The 17,620-nt window shown below is 50.8% G+C and carries 13 protein-coding genes and 1 tRNA gene; 9 read left to right on the forward strand and 5 right to left on the reverse strand.

Annotated elements, in window-relative coordinates:
- Positions 1–398: 398 nt before the first annotated feature.
- The 4 genes from ABV298_RS11760 to ABV298_RS11775 all read right to left on the reverse strand — a co-directional run bounded on the left by ABV298_RS11760 (position 399) and on the right by ABV298_RS11775 (position 3,677).
- Complete coding sequence (locus tag ABV298_RS11760; RefSeq protein ID WP_353722295.1) at positions 399–1,811, reverse strand: PKD domain-containing protein; 1,413 nt, start codon at positions 1,809–1,811, stop codon at positions 399–401.
- A 199-nt stretch (positions 1,812–2,010) separates the two neighbouring features.
- Positions 2,011–2,084, reverse strand: a tRNA-Arg gene (locus ABV298_RS11765).
- Positions 2,085–2,189: 105 nt separating this feature from the next.
- Positions 2,190–2,954: an enoyl-CoA hydratase-related protein gene (locus ABV298_RS11770; protein ID WP_353722296.1), complete on the reverse strand. Its 765-nt coding sequence runs from the start codon at positions 2,952–2,954 to the stop codon at positions 2,190–2,192.
- A gap of 18 nt (positions 2,955–2,972) precedes the next feature.
- The gene (locus ABV298_RS11775) at positions 2,973–3,677 is read right to left on the reverse strand and encodes a hypothetical protein (protein ID WP_353722297.1); all 705 of its coding nucleotides are present in this window, start codon (positions 3,675–3,677) and stop codon (positions 2,973–2,975) included.
- 125 nt (positions 3,678–3,802) lie between these two features.
- On the opposite strand from ABV298_RS11775, the gene asnS reads away from it, so the two are divergent.
- From asnS to ABV298_RS11805, 6 genes are all read left to right on the forward strand, one after another.
- Entirely contained in the window at positions 3,803–5,239 is a 1,437-nt protein-coding gene (gene asnS / locus ABV298_RS11780; protein WP_353722298.1) for an asparagine--tRNA ligase, read from the forward strand.
- 81 nt (positions 5,240–5,320) lie between these two features.
- Positions 5,321–6,454 carry a T9SS type A sorting domain-containing protein gene (locus ABV298_RS11785; RefSeq protein ID WP_353722299.1) on the forward strand — a complete coding sequence of 378 codons (1,134 nt, stop codon included), beginning with the start codon at positions 5,321–5,323 and terminating at the stop codon, positions 6,452–6,454.
- Between the two features lie 96 nt (positions 6,455–6,550).
- Entirely contained in the window at positions 6,551–7,762 is a 1,212-nt protein-coding gene (locus ABV298_RS11790; RefSeq protein ID WP_353722300.1) for a serine hydrolase domain-containing protein, read from the forward strand.
- A gap of 65 nt (positions 7,763–7,827) precedes the next feature.
- Entirely contained in the window at positions 7,828–8,418 is a 591-nt protein-coding gene (locus ABV298_RS11795; protein ID WP_353722301.1) for a proton-conducting transporter membrane subunit, read from the forward strand.
- Positions 8,339–9,784 carry a proton-conducting transporter membrane subunit gene (locus ABV298_RS11800; protein ID WP_353722302.1) on the forward strand — a complete coding sequence of 482 codons (1,446 nt, stop codon included), beginning with the start codon at positions 8,339–8,341 and terminating at the stop codon, positions 9,782–9,784. The genes ABV298_RS11795 and ABV298_RS11800 overlap by 80 nt, the downstream gene beginning before the upstream one ends.
- Positions 9,785–9,813: 29 nt before the next feature.
- Complete coding sequence (locus ABV298_RS11805) at positions 9,814–11,481, forward strand: NADH-quinone oxidoreductase subunit M (protein ID WP_353722303.1); 1,668 nt, start codon at positions 9,814–9,816, stop codon at positions 11,479–11,481.
- A 129-nt stretch (positions 11,482–11,610) separates the two neighbouring features.
- Here ABV298_RS11805 and ABV298_RS11810 read toward each other — a convergent pair whose 3' ends face one another.
- On the reverse strand, positions 11,611–12,063 hold the full coding sequence (locus ABV298_RS11810; RefSeq protein WP_353722304.1) for a hypothetical protein: 453 nt from the start codon (positions 12,061–12,063) through the stop codon (positions 11,611–11,613).
- Positions 12,064–12,294: 231 nt separating this feature from the next.
- Between ABV298_RS11810 and ABV298_RS11815 the strand changes: the two genes are divergently transcribed.
- From ABV298_RS11815 to ABV298_RS11825, 3 genes are all read left to right on the forward strand, one after another.
- A complete protein-coding gene (locus ABV298_RS11815) occupies positions 12,295–13,410 on the forward strand; it encodes a DUF5009 domain-containing protein (protein ID WP_353722305.1) in 1,116 nt (371 codons plus the stop codon).
- Positions 13,411–13,624: 214 nt separating this feature from the next.
- Positions 13,625–14,338, forward strand: a complete 714-nt coding sequence (locus tag ABV298_RS11820; protein ID WP_353722306.1) for an ATP-binding cassette domain-containing protein — start codon at positions 13,625–13,627, stop codon at positions 14,336–14,338.
- 183 nt (positions 14,339–14,521) lie between these two features.
- Positions 14,522–17,581 (forward strand): glycoside hydrolase family 3 N-terminal domain-containing protein, encoded by a 3,060-nt coding sequence (locus ABV298_RS11825; protein ID WP_353722307.1) that lies wholly within the window; start codon positions 14,522–14,524, stop codon positions 17,579–17,581.
- The last annotated feature ends 39 nt before the right edge of the window (positions 17,582–17,620 follow it).

Here is a 17,620-nt window from a genome sequence, read left to right on the forward strand (position 1 = left end):
TTCGAATTTACGTGTCATGCCGGTAAAATATCCGGCGACTTCAATACTTCATAAAAAATGGTTAAGTGAAAAAAAGTCTAGGGCGCATCCGGGTGAGCGTCGAGCCGTTATCAAACTCCTTATCGTCTTCAGCTTTTGCCAATGGCTTGGATGCTAATGTTTTGCTTGTTTGGTCTGCGAGAATGAAAAGTTGCTTATCAGGATGAAAACAACAAATATCAACTGTTTCATAATGACTTCCATTTATAACTGGCTTCTGCGCATTATCCCGGTTAAGCCATTGCGGTGGTACGGGAAAATACCAAAATTAATAGCTATCCATACATTCTTCCCGGGGCGGCACCAACTAGGACCTCGGGACGAACTAATATCGGAGTGAAACCCTATCAGAATTTCAGCTACAAAATGTCGCCGTTCTCATTTACCCTGACAAGATACATGGAGCTTTCTTGGTCATTTGGACAATCTTTGTAGCTGATGCCAACGAATAAAATTGAGTTGTCTTTCAACTGAGAAGCGAAAGTGCCGAATCCACGTTCCGGGAAACATGTTTTGTTGCGTCTTCCCAAGCGTTTAGTCCATTTCATGACTCCTTTTTCATCAAAAAGCGTCAGCAGTAAGCCATTCCAATGCGTAAATCCTGAACCGGTAACAAAGTGTCCGGTTGAAGTACTGCTTACCCAATTTGAATGGTCTGAAGGCATTGGGAATTCATTTGAAAACTTTCCGTCAGCATTCAGTAATGTGAATGTAGGGCCGGGACCGTTGGTAAATATATAGTTTTCAGTCGCTGCTATACAGGTACCGCCGACCGAGCTCATTGGCTCACGTAGCCTGGATTTACGAAATGTGAGCTTGCCCGAGAAATCGGTTTTCAAAACGACCAAAGAATCATAACAGTTGGCGCAACCATTTAAACTGGTGCCTGATGCGGCAAACTGGTATCCGTCGGACAGTGGAAGAATATTTCCTGCGCCAAATACGCGCTCCTCATTGAAAATTTTTCTCCACGAAAGGGCTCCATCGGCATTTAGTTTAATCATGGATGTAAAACCCATTTCAATGCCGTAACCTTCTAGTTCACCTTGCTCCTCGGCAATAACAACAAGTCCTCCGTCGGAAGTACTCCGTATATCAATAGATACACCCTGATTCAGTGGGTACGATTTCGTCCATTTAACATTTCCGGCACTGTCGGTTTTCATAATGCGTAGCGGCCCCCGATAATCGTATTCATCCCAACTTCCAGCCATTAAAAGTCCTCCGTCGAGCGCGACATCGATTTTGCGATAGACGATACTATGATTATCTGACCAGTATTTTGTCCATCGTAGTCTCAGGTTTTTATCGAATTTGGATAGATACAGCTTTGCCTCCGTCTTACTATTTGTATTGCCTATCACGTAAATCGAACCATCCGGAGCCTCGACAAAATCTGTTGGCCTGGTAACCGAAAGCAGATCGACATAACGTTCCTTGATCCGTACCGTGATCTTTTTGTTAAGCACGACCGGAGTTGTTCCTGGCCTGGATACAGTCAGTTTGATTTCGTATTCCCCGGGTTCGGCGTAGGCATGTTTTTCGTGCCTGCTGCTACTCGTGTTACCGTCTCCAAAATTCCATTCGTAGGTTACATCAATCGAATCAGAGCAGTTTGTAAAAGTGATCAGTGAGTCGATTGTAAAGTCCTCGACTGGTGAAAGATTAAAGCAAACTGATACTTTTTCTTGGAAAGGGACCGGTATTTGCTTGTCTTTTTTACAGGATGGAATGATTGTAGCAAGAAGCAGAACAACGCTAATATAACGCATACAGAGGTGAGGTGTTTTCAGTAAACAAAACTATGGAAACTGGTAGTCACCGCAAAACACATTTCTATTAAAAGCTCGGGCAAACCGCCACTTTCGTGCTTACGATTACATGGCCTCACCAAATGCCTGCGAAAACGTGTATTTTTTGACATTTTTGGCAAACAAAAAGCGCCAATCTCACGAAAGGCGCTTAATTCTGTGGTCTCGTAGGGATTCGAACCCCAAACCTTCTGATCCGTAGTCAGATGCTCTATCCAATTGAGCTACGAAACCATTTCCGAATCGGACTGCAAAGGTAGGTGATGACTTTTGCAGTAACAAATTCTGACGGGTAAATTTAGGAAAAAAATTTGGAATACTGCTTAAATGCCCTGAAAATCAGCCTTCCTTTTCTCCAAAAAAAGCGGCAATCCCTTCTTTCACATCCTGCGTCCCGAACAACATTTCCTGACTTTCCCGCTCGTTTTCTAACATTTGTGGCAGGTTCGAATGCATCGATTGGTTGAATGCATGCTTCATGGCGCCGATGGCCTTCGTCGGGGCGTGGCGGTAGTGCTGGAGTTGCTTTTCCACCAGGGCGTCCAGGCCTTCTCTTTCCACGCATCTGGCGATCAGGCCGATGTCGTGCGCGTGGCTGGCGTAAATGCGCTGGGCGTTCGTGGCGAGGTCGAAGCTGCGGGCCAGACCGATCAATCTTGGCAGGAAAAATGTCGCCCCGGCGTCGGGCATCAGACCGATTTGTACGAATGCGAAACTTAAATAAGCATCGTCGGCCGCAATCACCATGTCACAGGCCAGCGCCAGTGAGCAGCCGGCGCCTACGGCCAACCCGTTCATGCGACAGAGCACAGGTTTGGGAATGTCGCGGATGGCGGTGATCATCGGCTCGTAATAGTCGCGGAGGATTTCGGCGGCGCTTTGGCCTGAGGCGACGGCTTCTTTGAGGTCGGCACCGGAGCAGAAGGCCTTTTCGCCGGTGGCGGTAAGAAGTACTACACGTACGGAATCGTCGTTGGAGGCGATCCGGACGGCGCTGGTAATTTCACTAATGAGGGTCGGACTCAATGCGTGAAAAACGTCCGGGCGGTTGAGCGTGATGCGGACGACGCCGTCGCTGTTATCGAAAATAAGGTTTTGATACATGCCGTGAAGTGTTTTTCGTCAAAAGAAGAAATAAACCGTGCCGCTACTGACGAGCAGGCCGCAAAAGATACCGGCGAGGAGCTGCGACGGCGTATGTGCGTTCAGTTGCAGGCGCGCGCTCATGAGCCAGCCACCGATCAGGATAGTCATCAGCAACGGCGCAAGCAACGCATTTTCATCGAAACGGATTATCAGGCCCGACAGCATCCCGATTACGCCGCCGATACCGGTAGCATGTGCGCTGATCTTCCAGAAATAGCTCACCATCGTAACCACGACGAGGGAAAGGGTCACACCGGCCAGAATGACGGATATCTGCGGCGCCAGCTCGCCGATTGGCTGCAACTGCCAGCCAAACAGATAAGTGGCGAGCCCGTAAATGATCACGCAAGCGAGATAGGGAATGCGGCGCTCGGTGGCATCTTCCACGTACAGCGAGGTAATCATGCCCATCTTCTTGAAATAAAACATCATAATGGCCGGCGCAATGAAGGTATTCAGCCAAAGGAGCAGCAGCAGGCTCCCCAGCGCCGGCATTTCGAACGCGCTCACGCCTACCAGGTCGGGGACCAGGAAAAAGAGCAATGCAAACAGGTATGTAGTGAGTATCAGCGGGTGGAAAACCACCGACAATAGGATGGCAAGTCGGTTATTCAAAGTAATCGGGTCTTTAATCAGGATGATGCGGGCAAAATTACGTTGAAAACCAGACTGTACAATCATTGCGTTCCCCAGAAAAGTAAGTTCCGGTCCCACAATAGGTTTTCGGGGCCGAATTTGTAATTTTGCGCCTCATTCGTAAAAAACCGGGTATTGACCGGCTTACATTTTAAAGATTGAATTGAAAAATGGGACCGTTGCAAATCAAAGACATTTTACAAACTGCGCCTGACAACCAATCCGTTGTTGTAAAGGGCTGGGTAAGAACAAAAAGAGAAAGCAAAAACGCGATCTTTATCGCGTTGAATGACGGCTCGACCATTCATAATATCCAGGCAGTGGCTGAGCCCGGTCAGTTTTCTGCCGAATTACTGTTGACAGTAACCACCGGTGCATGCCTTAAAATAACCGGCCAGCTCATCGCATCGCAAGGCTCGGGGCAAACGGTGGAAGTCAAAATCTCCGACATCGAAGTTTACGGAACCGCCGACCCGGAGCAATATCCGTTGCAACCCAAAAAGCACTCGCTGGAATTCCTGCGCGAGATCGCCCACCTGCGTCCACGCACGAATACATTCGGCGCGATCCTCCGCATCCGCCACGCGCTGGCATTCGCCGTGCACCAATATTTCAATGAAAAAGGCTTTTTCTACCTGCACACGCCCGTAATTACAGCTTCGGATGCGGAAGGTGCGGGAGAAATGTTCCGGGTGACGACGCTCGACCTGAACAACCTGCCGCGTACAGACGACGGTGCGATCAATTTCAAGGAGGATTTTTTCGGCCGGGAGGCCAACCTCACCGTTTCCGGGCAGCTCGAAGGCGAGCTGGGCGCGATGGCGCTTTCGAAGATCTACACCTTCGGGCCGACGTTCCGTGCCGAAAACTCGAACACGACGCGCCATTTGGCCGAATTCTGGATGATTGAGCCTGAAATGGCGTTTTTCGAGCTGAAAGACAATATGGACCTGGCGGAAGATTTTGTCAAAAAAGTGATCACCTATGCGCTGGTGAATTGCAAGGATGATCTGAGTTTCCTGCAAAACCGTTTGGCGGAAGAAGAAAAAAACAAGCCGCAAAACGAGCGCTCGCTGCCATTGCTGGAAAAACTGGCATTCGTGGTCGACAATCCGTTCGAGCGACTGACCTATACCGAGGCCATCGATATCCTGTTGAAATCGAAGCCGCATAAGGAGGGCAAATTCCAGTTCCCGGTGGGCTGGGGCATCGATTTGTCGAGCGAGCATGAGCGTTACCTCGTCGAGAAGCATTTCAAAAAACCGGTGATCCTGACCAACTATCCACGCGAGATCAAGTCGTTCTATATGAAACTCGATGATGACGGTAAAACGGTACGGGCAATGGACGTGCTCTTTCCGGGAATTGGCGAGATCATCGGCGGCAGCCAGCGCGAAGAAAATTACGATAAGCTGCTGGGCCGCGTGAAGGAAATCGGTATCGATCCTGAAAACCTGTGGTGGTACCTCGAAACCCGCAAATTCGGTACCGCGCCGCATTCGGGCTTCGGGCTGGGCTTCGAGCGCCTCGTGCAGTTCGTAACCGGCATGGGTAATATCCGTGACGTAATTCCGTTCCCGCGTTATCCCAAAAGCGCAGAATTTTAATTCTACAAGCTGTTACCTTTTTCATGGCTTTACGTAAAGAGTAAAGCAGTTAGTGTAAGTTTTATTTAAACCAACACGCACATGAAAAAGACAATACAATTCTTGCAAAGCAGTATTGTGGCCATGGCCGCGATGCTGCTTTTTGTTTTTAATGCCCACGCGCAGGAGCCGTTCCATGTCAAATGGGCGATGGATTACACCCAGGCCGGCGTTTCGGACCATGCCAATTTCACTCCAACCGACGCGTTACTTGCCGGCGGGCCCAACGACTTTACATTACCGACAGTTTACAGCGCAATTGGCGGAGCTATTGTAGTCGGCTACACCACAAGGCCATGGCCGGTGAGTTTTTCGGCCTCGCGTTATATGGAATTCTCATTGACAGCGAATTCATTTAAATATAATATCACCTCCATTTCTTTCCGCCTCCGCCGCTCAAACAACGGCCCGTCCAATGTCAAAATCCGGACAAGCATTGACGGCTTCGCGAGCGATCTGAGTGCGTTTGCGATCGGCAGTAGCGGGATGTTCACCAACTGCAACATTCCGGTAAGCTACAACAACCTTTCCAACAACACTTTCTCGTTCAGGGTTTATGGCTATAATTCGGTGGATATTCACGGCACATTCGGATTTGATGAAATCTCAGTCAACGGCAATGTTCTGGCTATTATTTTACCCGTAGACATTGCCTATTTCAAGGGCCATTCGGAAAACGGGCGCATTGCATTGGACTGGGAAACCACATGGGAAAAGAACACCCGCGAATTCATAATCCAGCGCAGCGGAGACATGAAGACGTTCACAACGATCGGAGTAGTCGGGGCTTCGGGGGAAACCGCCGGACGGACGCCGTATTCATTTGTTGACAATGATCCGCCGGTCGGTATAAGTTATTACAGGTTGAAGCTCGCCGATAAAGATTCGGGCTTCACCCTCTGCAAACCCATTGCGGTTGACAATACCGAAACCTCCGGCATCAGGGTCGCGCCCAATCCGGCTTCTTCCCGGATCATTTCTTTGACCGCTCGCCATACCGGCAATCTATTCCTTGCATTGTACGATGCATCGGGCACCCCCATCCCCTTCCGGCGCGAAAACGATGCGTGCGGACGCATCAGGCTATTGCCTTCCCGGCCGCTCCCTTCTGGCATTTATTTTGTAGTATACGTAGAGAATGGCCGAAAAGAACATCTGAAAGTATTGGTTCCGTAAGGCATTCTGCGCTTAATTTGTAATGGTAAAGTATAAAAAGTGCTTTCGATGTGTCGTTAGCATAGCAACGTTCTGATTATTAAAGGCCAAAAGCCTATGTTGAAAAAAGTGCAGCCGAAAGTGTGGTGGACGGGCATTGCCGTCCTGGTGATTTTGTTGGTTTCCTGGGGGTTAGTCAGAAAAAGCAAAACCGATTCCCCGGACGTGGCCGTGTCTGGCAAAGCTGTCAAAAATCTCGATCCCGTGCCGGTAACGAACCCTGATGCCGAAACTGCCGAAAAAATTGCGAAGATCGAGGATATTTTCAGGCGAAAAAGGAACGCCGGGTTCAACGGCAATGTGCTGGTGGTCCAAAAAGGCAGGATACTTTATCAGAACTCCTTCGGTTTCGCGCATATGAAGGCGAAGGATACGCTCACGGCCGATTCCCGTTTCCAGCTTGCGTCGCTGTCGAAGCCATTTACAGCGGTAGCGGTTTTGAAACTGATCCAGGAAGGACGCGTGGCGCTCGACGATTCGGTGCAGCGCTTTTTCCCCGATTTCCCATATCACGGGGTGAAAGTCGATATGCTGCTGAGCCACCGCAGCGGGTTGCCCAATTACATTTATTCGTTCAACGACAGCGTCCGTCATGGCAGGAAATACCCTGATAACCTCGATATCATGGATTGGTACGCCAAGGTGGTGCCAACCCCGCAGCCATATAACCGCCCGGGCCGCTCATTCAATTACTGCAATACCAACTACTGCGTTCTCGCCGCGATCGTCGAGAAGGTAACGGGCGACTCATTCGGTAAATACCTGAACAGCCAGATTTTTACGCCGCTCGGAATGCAGAACACCTACCTGGTGACCGACACAACCATCGCCGCGATGAAAAACCGCACCGACGGGCATCAGTACGGGCGCCGGCTGGAAAAGGATTATTACGATGAAGTGGTAGGAGATAAAGGCCTCTATTCGACCACAATGGACATTTACCGGTTCTACAACGGCCTCACAAAAGGGCTGATCATCGAAAAAAAGCTGCTCGATGAGGCATTCAAGCCCCGCAGCTTCGAGCGCGATGGTATCCGCAATTACGGTTACGGATTCCGGATGCACATCAAGGAGGATCACACTCCACGGTTTATCTACCACGGTGGCTGGTGGAAGGGGTACAATACGATGCTATGGGTGTGCCCCGAAGACGATGCGGTGATCATTGTTCTCGGTAATACGTATAACCGCTCGACGTACGACCTCAGGGAACTGCTGGAGGTAATACACGGTTCAGTGAAGATAGACGACATCGAGAAAGACATCTAGCATTGTTTGAATTCGGTCGCGAATTCAGGATATTTGCCGAAATTTAAACGAATTCCCCGCACCTTATGCCCGATACCGCATACCTATTACCTGCTTATCTGCTATTAGGCTTGCCGTTTTCGTGCTTTTTATTGCTATGGCTGGGTGGAAAAAGTCTAAATAAATCCGCGGGCTGGATTGGCGTGCTGTGCACGGCCGTGGGGTTGGTCGTCAGCGTTATCAACGCCGATCCGGGTTCCGACCACTTCATTCGTTTTCAGTGGGTTACTATCGGCAGTCATTCTGTTGAGCTTTCGTTCCGTTTCGATACGCTTTCGGTCCTGATGCTCGTCATTGTGCATTTCGTGGCGTTGCTCGTACAGCTGTTTTCCACAGCTTACATGCACGACGACCGGAATGTGAACCGCTATTTTGCATTCATTCAGCTCTTTCTTTTTTCGATGCTTGGAATTGTGCTCGCGGGCAGTTTGCTGGTGATGTACATATTCTGGGAGCTGGTGGGGCTGTCGTCATACCTGCTGATCGGTTTTTGGTATACTAAAAAAGCGCCCCGTTTGGGCAGCGCAGAAGGCATTTGTGCTCAACCGCATCGGCGATGCCGCTTTTCTGACGGGTATTTTAATGCTCTTCTACTATATTGGTTCTACGGATTTTGACGTGCTTTCCCAGCTGAAAGTAGGAATGATTCCTGACAAAATGCTGACGGCTATCGGCATTTGTCTGTTTGGTGGTTGTGTAGGTAAATCTGCGCAATTCCCGCTCTCGGGCTGGCTGCCTGATGCGATGGAAGGCCCTACGCCGGTATCGGCGTTGATCCACGCGGCTACGATGGTGGCGGCAGGTATTTTTTTACTGGCCAGAATATCCTTTTTGCTAACCGTCGACGCGCGTTTTGTAATACTCGTTATCGGAGCCATTACCATGTTTACCGGTGCTGTAAAGGCCTTGAAAGGTTGGGATATTAAAAAGGTCCTGGCGTATTCGACGATGTCGCAACTGGGGCTCATGGTGATGGCGGTCGGGTTCGGGAGCTGGCAAACGGCATTGTTCCATCTCGCAACGCACGCATTCTTTAAAGCGGGATTGTTCCTTTCGGCCGGCTCGGTGATCCACGCGGTAACTCCGGGCAACGAACTGCCTGGTTATGATCCGCAGGATATGCGCAGAATGGGCGGCCTGCGCAAGGCATTGCCCATTACATTCATTTGCTTTTCGGTTTGCGCGGCTGCTCTGGCGGGATTACCATTCTTTTCAGGCTTCCTTTCCAAAGACGCGATTATTACCGAAGGCTTTTTGTGGGCTTCGGAATATGGAACGTTGGGCTACCTATTCCCCGTATTGGTGATTCTATCCGCCGGGTTAACTGCTTTTTATATGACACGCCAGGTCTGGCTGGTATTCTTTGGAGAGACGCGTTCCCCTGCAAGCGTACACCCGCACGAGTCGCCGGTGGCGATGTGGCTGCCGATGGTATTACTTTCCGTATTGTCGTTGTTCTTCTGGTTTTCGGTTAATCCTTTTAATGCGGAGGGGTGGTTCCTGCATTGGATCGGAAAGGAGTACGGCGCGCATTTAATATGGGTACCGTTTGCGGCAAGTGCCGTTACATTCGTTTCGATTTTTCTGGCCTATCGTGAAACGGGCGCCGAAAATCCATTTAAGGTAAATGACCCCATTCCGGTTGGCGAACCCTTTCAGAGTCCATGGAACTGGCTGCGCGGTTATTCCAATGAAAAGTATTTCCTCATTCCATTTGAAATGGTCGCGGAGTCGCTCAAAGCCTTCGAAAAAAATATTGTCGATGCCCTTGTCGACCTGGTTGCGAAAGGCAGCCTTGTGTTTGGGCATTTTATCGCCTGGTTCGACAGGATGTTCGTCGACGGTGCGGTACATCTCACCGCTTTCTCGATCCGTTCGGCGGGGCAGGCAGCGCGGAACGTACAGAGCGGCCGGATACAGTCGTACTACGTCGTAGCGGTAATGGGCGTCCTTTTGTTGATATTGTGGCTGGTTGCGATATAATGTAGCGCGGCCGATTAAATTAATGCTTGATGATCGATCATATACTCACCTTTTTAATAGCCATACCATTACTCGGTGCCGCGGCCGTCGCATTCTGGCCGGTCGACAGCCCGCATAACTTCCGCCTCATCGCGCTGGTAGCATTGCTGCTGGAAGTGATCGTTACCGCGGTATCCTATTTGTCATTTAATAATCAGGACGCTGTGCTGCAACTTTCCGAAGTAAGGGAATGGATCACGCTGCCGATTGGCTCGCTGGGTGTTGTTTCGATTGATTATGCACTGGCGGTGGATGGGATCAGCTTCCCGCTCGTGCTGCTGGCCGTGGTGGTGCTGCTGGTGGGCGTGGTGAGTTCATGGAACATCAATCACAAATCGAGGGCCTATTTCGGGTTGTATTTGCTGCTGAGCGGCAGCGTCATGGGTTGCTTTCTCGCGCAGGACTTCTTCCTGTTCTATTTATTCTTTGAATTCATGCTTTTGCCGATGTACTTCCTCATCGGTCTTTGGGGCGGTCCGCGGCGGGAATATGCGGCCTTGAAATTCTTCATTTACACATTTCTAGGCTCATTGCTGATCCTGATCGTGATGATCGGCCTGTACCTTTCGGTGATCGACCCGGTGGAAACGGCGCGTGCGGTCGGCCTTATCGGCCCCGAAGATGCGGTCCATCCCGACATGATCCCGCAGATCCAGCAATGGCTTTTCGATGGTAAAATCGCCCCCGAACAGCTCATTCACACATTCCGTTTCACATACCTCGCTGATCCGGGCAACTACATTCCGGGTTCGGTCCTTAACGCGGTATCCGAATTTTTCATCGCCGATATTCCGGTGCGCTTGCTCGCATTCTGGTTCCTGTTCATCGGCTTCGCCGTGAAACTGCCCGTCGTGCCCGTGCATACGTGGTTGCCCGACGCGCACGTGGAAGCGCCCACGCCCATATCCGTTGTGCTCGCGGGTATCTTGCTGAAAATCGGTGGTTACGGTTTCATCCGGATCGTCGATGGTTTCTTCCCTGCCGAAGCGTTGTACAGCGCCATTCCGCTCGCCATTCTCGGTATGATCTCCATCGTTTACGGCGGTTTCAATGCATTGGGGCAAAGCGATTTGAAGAAAATGATCGCCTACTCGTCGGTTTCGCACATGGGCTTCGTGCTCCTAGGAATCGCCGCATTCACGCCAGAGGGCTTCAACGGCGCCATTTACCAGATGGTCAGCCACGGCATTCTGTCGGCAATGCTCTTTTTGCTTACCGGCGTCCTCTACGACCGTACCCACGACCGCCGCATCGACCACTATCGCGGCCTGATCGCCGTCATGCCCCAATACACGGTTATTACGGGCATCGCATTCTTTGCATCGCTCGGCTTGCCGGGCTTCTCGGGCTTCGTCGGAGAATTGTTCACGCTCATGGGCGCATTTCAGTCGGACGCGCTGCCCGTCTGGATCCCGGCGGTTTCCACACTCGGCATCGTGCTCGCGGCCGGCTATTTCCTCTGGACCTATCAGCGGATGTTTTTCAGCTCGTTCTGGTACAAAAACGGGACCACACAAGTGCTTACGGATCTTACGCGCCGGGAAACGCTTATGCTTGTGCCGTTGGTGCTCCTTACCATTCTGGTGGGTATCCTGCCGGGGCTGCTGTTTGATTTGTCAGGGCCGACGGTCGAGGCTTGGTTGGAGGGGTTGAAGTGATTTTTGGTCAGGTATTGTCAAGTGTTGTCAGGAATGGTCAAGTGTTGTTCAGGAATAGTCATGTGTTGTCATTAAGTAACCGGCATTTCTAATATTTCAGGATTATGATGATTTGGGGCTTCCTGAAAACTACCGCCCAAACAGCTGATCCAAACTAAACCTGCCTTTCTTCGACAATGCTTCCAGCGTCTGCTGCTGCTCCGGCGTTAATACCTCGATAATTTCAATGCGCTTTTCCTCGGCCAGGCGTTTGCGGTCGCTTCTTTTATTGTCACCCCGGCGCTTCATTTTCCTTTCCATTCTCGCATAACGCCTGTCTATCTTTCTGAGCTGTTTCTGCTGCCGCTTTGTAAGGTAGAGCTGGTCGGCGTACTTGTCCATGTTCTTTTCAAGCCGCCGGTTGTTGAGCTTGCTATTGGTTGCAGCGTCATTTTGGAAACCGTCGTCATCGCGTCGAACGTCGCTACGTCGGGCGTCGCCACGCCGACTGTCGTTCCGATCGCTCTGCGCGAATGAAGTGGAGGCGGTAAAACCGCTCAATAGGAGCCCGAGGGCGAAGGTCAGCGTCAGGATTCTTTTCATGGGGCGATAACGGGTTAAAAATTCGATGCATATAACGGCATTTCGCTCCTGTGTTATATGCGCGCCGAGTTTTTAACTATCCGCGAGAGTTATTGGCTTATTCAAATAATTATAGTTTTACACGAATGCACGGATGGTATTTTTTACAATCTTTACAGTAGTTGTTGTTAGTTTTATTCCAAACTCCATTCTATTTTCCAAATTTTATTTTCCTACACCCTGTTTTATCAGATGAAAGATAGTGCTCCTTCACAAAGGTTGTTGTCCCTGGATACATTGCGTGGTTTCGATATGTTCTGGATTTCGGGCGGCGAAGAGATTTTCCATGTACTCGCGAAAGCGACCGGCTGGTCGTGGGCGGTATTCCTGGCTCACCAGTTCACCCATCCCGACTGGAATGGTTTCCGGGCATACGACCTGATTTTCCCGACATTCCTTTTCATGGCCGGCGTCTCGACGCCATTCTCGCTCGGGAGCCGCCTCGAAAAAGGAGTCCCGCCATCGCAGCTCATCCGTAAGGTGATCCAGCGCGGCATTATCCTCGTCATTTTAGGGATCATCTACAACAACGGCCTCTTCCAAACGGAATGGTCGCAAATGCGTTACCCGAGCGTGCTCGCGCGCATCGGGCTCGCGGGAATGTTCGCGCAGATCATCTACCTCTATTTCGGTTACCGTGCGCGTTGGGTCTGGTTTGGCGGGCTGCTCATCGGCTATTATCTCTTTATGATGTTCTACCCCGTGCCGGGCTGCGGCGCCGGGTTATTGACGATCGACTGTAACCCAGCCAGCTACATCGACAAAATGCTGATCCCGGGCCGTCTGCACCTTACCATTCACGATCCGGAAGGGCTCGTCTCGACGATTCCGGCCATTGCCACCGGTCTGATGGGTATTTTCGCAGGCGAGCTGCTCCGAACCAGCCACGAAATCATTTCCCAAAAAAACAAAGTCATTTACCTCACATTCGCGGGGATAGTAAGCCTACTGCTCTGTCTGGTGTGGGATTATTTTTTCCCCATTAACAAAAACCTCTGGACCAGTTCCTTCGTACTCTGCGCAGGCGGGTTCAGCACCTTGTTGCTCGCATTGTTCTACTGGATCGTAGACGTGCTGAATTACCGCAAATGGACGCTGTTTTTTGTGGTAATAGGCATGAATTCGATTGTAATTTACATGATCGGCGGGTTTATCGACTTCGGCTACACAGCCCGCGCGTTGTTCGGTGGAATACTCAGTTACTTCCCGCATCCGGTAGAGGCAGTCGGCGAAGTAATTGCATTTATCGCCGTACAATGGGCATTTATGTATTTACTTTACAAAAATAAGTTATTCCTGAAAGTGTAATTTGGGGCAAGAATGGTCAGGTGTAGTCATGAATAGTCAGGTATAGTTACGAATAGTCATGATAGTCATGAATAGTCAGGTATAGTTGAGAATAGTCATGATAGTCAGGTATAGTCAGGTATAGTCAGGTATAGTTGAGAATAGTCATTGCGTCAGGAATAGTTCAGCATTCAATCATTCAAAATTCACACAATCACTCATTCAAAATTAAACCATGTCCATCCAGGTCACCCATCTCACGAAGGTTTACGGAACGCAGCGCGCGGTCGACGGGATTTCATTTACCCTTAAAAAAGGCGAGATCGTGGGTTTTCTCGGCCCGAACGGTGCGGGGAAATCGACCACGATGAAAATCCTGACGGGTTACCTCAAACCTACCGAAGGGACCGCAAAGGTTTCGGACTTCGATGTGATACAGCAGCCCATGCCCGCACGCCGGGCGATCGGCTACCTGCCTGAGCATAATCCGCTGTACCTGGATATGTACGTGACGGAGTTCCTGCTTTTTTCGGGCAAACTATATGGAATGGGTGGCGCCGCATTGAAAGCGCGGGTCGACGAGGTGATCGCGATGTGCGGCCTCGGACCGGAGCGGTGCAAGAAGATCGGCCAGCTCTCGAAAGGTTACCGCCAGCGGGTTGGACTAGCGCAATCTTTTTTACACAATCCCGATGTGCTGATCCTCGACGAACCTACGACGGGCCTCGATCCCAACCAGATCCAGGAAATCCGCGAGGTGATCCGCACGGCCGGGAAGGATAAAACTGTGCTTTTTTCGACCCACATTATGCAGGAAGTAGAAGCATTGTGCGACCGGGTTATTATCATTAATAAAGGTAAGGTGGTCAGCGACAGTTCCCTGTCGGCACTCCGCGGAACCGGCGATTCGCTGGAAGACATTTTCAGGAAGCTCACACAGCAGGCCTGATGTAACGACATTAATTAACAGGACGACATTCGGCAAGGCAAATATTAGAATTGCATTAAAACGATATTTTGCAGGATTTAAAGTGCGTAAAAATTGTTATTATTGTAACTTTTGATAAACTCCAATATCAGTTGTTCAAGTTTTTTAACCTAACATTCCCTCGTTAAGTCAGTGTTTCCAGGTATGAAAAATTGGTGGTTCGGCCGGTTTCGTTTTGTAGTGATTGTAATGGCGCTGGTAGTGCTTACTTCCATGGCATCCGTGGCGTGGAAAATGATGGCGGTAAAACCGGAAGCTGTCAAAACCAGGGCTGCGGCAATTACCGAACCAAAACATAAGGCGCCCCGAAAACGCCATGATCCGGTGGTTGTGCTGCCCGAAAATCAATGGGTCGACAGTACGCTCAAATCGCTGACAATCGAACAGAAGATCGGCCAGCTTTTTATGGTCGCGACGTTTTCCAACCGCGACGAATCCCATTACAGATACATCGACAAGCTGATCAACGATTACCAGATCGGTGGCCTGATATTCTTCCAGGGCGGCCCGGTGGGCCAGGCGCAGCTTACGAACCGCTATCAGTCGCACTCCAATATCCCGCTGTTTATCGGTATCGACGGCGAATGGGGCCTCGGCATGCGGCTCGACAGCACCATTTCTTTCCCGAAGCAGATGGTACTCGGCGCGATACAGGACGATCGGCTGATTTATCGCATGGGCGACGACATTGCACGCCAATGCAAGCGCCTCGGAATCCATATCAATTTCGCGCCTGTATCCGATGTAAACAGCAATCCGGCGAATCCGGTAATCGGTATACGTTCGTTCGGCGAAGACCGCGAAAATGTGGCGCGGAAATCGATCGCCTACATGAAAGGCCTGCAGCATAACCGCATTATCGCCACCGCCAAGCATTTTCCCGGGCATGGCGACACGGATGCCGATTCGCATTTCACATTGCCCGTTCTGACGCATTCTTTGGAACAGCTCAACGACACCGATCTGTATCCTTACCGGGAAATGATAGCAGACAGCCTCATGGGCGTTCTGAATGCACATTTGTACATTCCTGTATTAGACAATACGCCGAATCAGGCCAGCTCGCTTTCCGACAAGGTAGTGAATGGCCTGTTGCGTAAGGACCTCGGCTTCCGCGGACTGGTATTTACCGATGCCATGAATATGCGCGGCGTGCTCAAAAATGGCAAGGCCGCCGATGTGAACTTCAAAGCGCTGGTAGCCGGCAACGATGTACTCCTCTACCCCGAAAGCATTGCCGAGACCGTGGCCCGCATCAAAGACGCCATCAACCAGAAACTGATCAGCGAAAAGATCATCGATGACAAGGTAAAACGAATTTTGCAGGCCAAGTACTGGGCCGGACTGAGCCGGTACAAGCCCATCGACATCCACAATCTTTACAACGACCTCAACAGCGAGACAAGCAAAGAGCTCTACTGCGAACTTTGCGAGGCTTCCGTTACCGTCGTGAAAAATGACAACAACCTGCTGCCGATCGGTTCGGTGCTGGATAATAACCTGGCGTCGGTAAGCATTGGCGAGGGTAGCAGCGTAGCATTCCAGAAAATGCTCTCGACCTACAAGCCGATGCGCAGCTACTCCTTTTACGATGCGCCGTCGTCGCAGGAGCAGATCACCGAAATGCTGGGGTATTTGCAACCTTACAACACGGTCATCGTGGCCGTGCATGGTATCAGTTCCAAACCGGGCCGCAACAACGGGATTACACCCGCCATGGCCGACTTCGTGAACCAGCTCAAACAACAGAACAAAAAGGTAATTCTTTGCCTGTTCGGTTCGCCATACAGCATTCAGTTTTTCCCCGAAACAGATGTGATAATCTGTGCGAATCAGGACGGAAAGGACCAGCAGGAAATCGTTCCGCAGATCATTTTCGGTGCCCTCGGCTCGAAGGGGCGCCTGCCGGTGTCGGTGCAGCCCTACAAGGCGGGTAGCGGCGTGAATACGGCTTCCATTAACCGCATTGCATTCGGCACGCCGGAAAGTGTGGGAATGGATGGCATAACATTGAAAAAAATCGATGAAATCGCGATGTCGGCGGTAAACGATCATGTTTTCCCCGGCTGCGAAGTGCTAGTGGCGCGGCAGGGCAAAATCGTTTACGAGAAACAGTTCGGCGGACTGAGCTATCGAACCAACGAGCGGGTAACGCCGGAAACGATTTATGACCTGGCATCCCTTACCAAAGTGTCGGCCACATTGCAGGCTGTGATGCTGCTTTACGACCGGAAACAAATCAATCTGGACGACAAGGCATCGAAATACCTGCCCGAACTCGCCGGTACCAACAAACAGAACTTCACTATCCGCGACCTGTTACTCCACCGTTCGGGGCTCATTTCATTCTATCCATCGCTTTGGGACAGGACCAAAACCAGCGCGGGAGGCTTGCTGCCCGAATATTATAGCTCCAAACAGGATACCACCTACTATCTGCAAGTGGCGCCGAAGCTTTTTGCTAAGGGTGCGTTACGCGACTCGGTTTGGAAATGGGTCGTGGAATCGCCCATGAACAACCGCCGCGACCGTGCAGGCAATTACGGTTATCTGTACAGCGACCTCGGCTTCTTGACCTTGCAAAAGATCGTGGAAAGAGTAGTCGGCCAGCCGCTCGACATTTTCCTGGCCGCCAACATTTACGAACCGCTCGGGCTGCCTTACCTGGGCTTCAACCCGCTGCGCCGTTTTTCCGAAAAACAGATTGCACCTACGGAACAGGATTACCGTTTCCGCGGGCAGCTGCTGCAAGGCACGGTGCACGACCAGATGGCAGCCATTGTAGGCGGCGTTTCAGGTCACGCTGGGCTGTTCGGTACCGCCCGCGACCTTGCCGTTTTATTGCAAATGAACCTCTGGAAAGGCAATTATGCCGGAAAGCGCTATTACGAACAAGCCACCGTTCCGTTCTTCTCGCGCATGTACGACGAATCGCACCATCGCGGACTCGGCTGGGACAAGGCGCCGGCGGACGGCAATAGTTCCTACGTGTCGCCCCAGGCGTCCATCAACTCGTTCGGCCACACCGGTTTCACGGGTACGATGGTGTGGGTCGACCCCGAGGAAGATCTGATATTTGTATTCCTTTCAAACCGCGTAAACCCCGATCCGGAAAACACGGCTATCACCACCCAGCGTACACGAAGAAAAATCCAGGACGTTGTGTACAGTTCATTGATTCAACGGAAAAACCAGCTTCCTTAAATCACCATCGGCGTATTTGAAAAATATCTCTAACTTTAC

Source organism: Dyadobacter sp. 676 (assembly GCF_040448675.1).
In the GTDB taxonomy this organism is placed as follows: domain Bacteria; phylum Bacteroidota; class Bacteroidia; order Cytophagales; family Spirosomataceae; genus Dyadobacter.

Bases quoted from the DNA above. Each gene is read 5' to 3' on its own strand.
- ABV298_RS11760 (WP_353722295.1), bottom strand. From the start codon at position 1,811: ATGCGTTATATTAGCGTTGTTCTGCTTCTTGCTACAATCATTCCATCC.
- ABV298_RS11770 (WP_353722296.1), bottom strand. From the start codon at position 2,954: ATGTATCAAAACCTTATTTTCGATAACAGCGACGGCGTCGTCCGCATC.
- ABV298_RS11775 (WP_353722297.1), bottom strand. From the start codon at position 3,677: ATGATTGTACAGTCTGGTTTTCAACGTAATTTTGCCCGCATCATCCTG.
- asnS (WP_353722298.1), top strand. From the start codon at position 3,803: ATGGGACCGTTGCAAATCAAAGACATTTTACAAACTGCGCCTGACAAC.
- ABV298_RS11785 (WP_353722299.1), top strand. From the start codon at position 5,321: ATGAAAAAGACAATACAATTCTTGCAAAGCAGTATTGTGGCCATGGCC.
- ABV298_RS11790 (WP_353722300.1), top strand. From the start codon at position 6,551: ATGTTGAAAAAAGTGCAGCCGAAAGTGTGGTGGACGGGCATTGCCGTC.
- ABV298_RS11795 (WP_353722301.1), top strand. From the start codon at position 7,828: ATGCCCGATACCGCATACCTATTACCTGCTTATCTGCTATTAGGCTTG.
- ABV298_RS11805 (WP_353722303.1), top strand. From the start codon at position 9,814: ATGATCGATCATATACTCACCTTTTTAATAGCCATACCATTACTCGGT.
- ABV298_RS11810 (WP_353722304.1), bottom strand. From the start codon at position 12,063: ATGAAAAGAATCCTGACGCTGACCTTCGCCCTCGGGCTCCTATTGAGC.
- ABV298_RS11815 (WP_353722305.1), top strand. From the start codon at position 12,295: ATGAAAGATAGTGCTCCTTCACAAAGGTTGTTGTCCCTGGATACATTG.
- ABV298_RS11820 (WP_353722306.1), top strand. From the start codon at position 13,625: ATGTCCATCCAGGTCACCCATCTCACGAAGGTTTACGGAACGCAGCGC.
- ABV298_RS11825 (WP_353722307.1), top strand. From the start codon at position 14,522: ATGAAAAATTGGTGGTTCGGCCGGTTTCGTTTTGTAGTGATTGTAATG.